At 39.7% G+C, this 1,166-nt stretch carries 3 protein-coding genes; 2 read left to right on the top strand and 1 reads right to left on the bottom strand.

Features of this window, described 5'->3' with window-relative positions; all coding sequences use genetic code 11:
* The coding region (locus OQ5_RS23925; RefSeq protein ID WP_044107974.1) for a hypothetical protein at nucleotides 1–201 on the bottom strand (201 nt) is incomplete at its 3' end.
* Nucleotides 202–235: 34 nt separating this feature from the next.
* On the opposite strand from OQ5_RS23925, the gene OQ5_RS0115805 reads away from it, so the two are divergent.
* Together OQ5_RS0115805 and OQ5_RS0115800 are read left to right on the top strand one after the other, a co-directional pair.
* On the top strand, nucleotides 236–544 hold the full coding sequence (locus tag OQ5_RS0115805) for a nucleotidyltransferase domain-containing protein (RefSeq protein WP_016778422.1): 309 nt from the start codon (nucleotides 236–238) through the stop codon (nucleotides 542–544).
* Nucleotides 541–1,017, top strand: coding sequence for a hypothetical protein (locus OQ5_RS0115800; protein WP_016778421.1), 477 nt, complete (start codon nucleotides 541–543; stop codon nucleotides 1,015–1,017). Before OQ5_RS0115805 ends, OQ5_RS0115800 begins: the two co-directional genes overlap by 4 nt.
* The last annotated feature ends 149 nt before the right edge of the window (nucleotides 1,018–1,166 follow it).

Here is a 1,166-nt window from a genome sequence, read left to right as displayed (position 1 = left end):
GATTGGTGAGACGCACGACCGTGCGTCTCTACATGCTTCTATCTTCTGACTTCCGCCATCTATCTCTGTGTTCTTCTGTGCTTTATGTGGTGCATTCTCAACCTCAACCTTAGCCTCAACCTCAGCCTCAGCCTCAACCTCAGCCATTACCTCAACCTCTGGCGCCCGTTGTAAATCCGATGTTTTGCTGCAAAGTTGCAAGTTTCAAGTTTCAACGGTATTTTTGAAATAAAAAATGCGCATATCTTCCATTGAAAAAGCGACAATAATAAGAGAAGCCCGCAGATGGTTTGGTCAGAACTGCCGGGTGTTGTTGTTTGGTTCACGAACCAATGATGCCAAAAAAGGGGGGGATATTGACCTGTTTATAGTTCCTTCTGAAAAAAGTGATCTTTATATGAATAAAGTACATTTTCTGGCTGCAATAAAATCAGAGATTGGGGATCAAAAAATTGATGTTGTTGTTCAGAATGGTGAAGATGATGACCGAATGATTGTTGAGACTGCACGTAGGGAAGGAATAGAATTAAGCATAAAAGAATGACTGATAAACAAAAAGATAAGCTTGTAAAAATTATTGAATCCTGCAGAATTCATGTAGATCGCATTAATAGTGCATATAATGCAGTTAAGGACTTAATTCCTTTGAATTCAGAGCGATTTACAACAATGTCAACGGATAAAAGGGCTTTTATTGACCAATATATTTTCAGGTTTTCTAAACTGCAGGATTTAACCGGGCAAAAGCTATTTAGAGAAACATTGGAGGCGTTGGGGGAGGATACATCACAAATGACTTTTATTGATGTTTTCCACAGGCTTGAGAAGTATAATATTGTGTCAGGTATCGATGAATGGCAGGTTCTGCGTGAAATCCGAAATGATGTTGCTCATGAGTATCCGTTAACGCTCCAGGAAACCATTGACTCAGTAAATGCAATTTTAAACAAGAAAGACGAATTGATAGCTTTTTTTGAAAGAATTGAGGAGTTTTTGCAATTTAAAAAATTGCTTTAGTTCAGCATCTGATTGGATGCTGGATGCTTGTTGCTGGATGCTGGATGCTTGTTGCTGGATGCTTGTTGCTTGTTGCTGGTTCCGGGTTACCGGTTAGCTTGGCTCCGCTGCTTGCCTTGTAAGAATTGGTCAATTGGTCAATTGGTCAA

This window comes from Anaerophaga thermohalophila str. Valhall (genome assembly GCF_000250735.1).
Lineage (GTDB): Bacteria > Bacteroidota > Bacteroidia > Bacteroidales > Marinilabiliaceae > Anaerophaga > Anaerophaga thermohalophila_A.
This window is presented reverse-complemented; position numbering and strand designations above follow the sequence as displayed.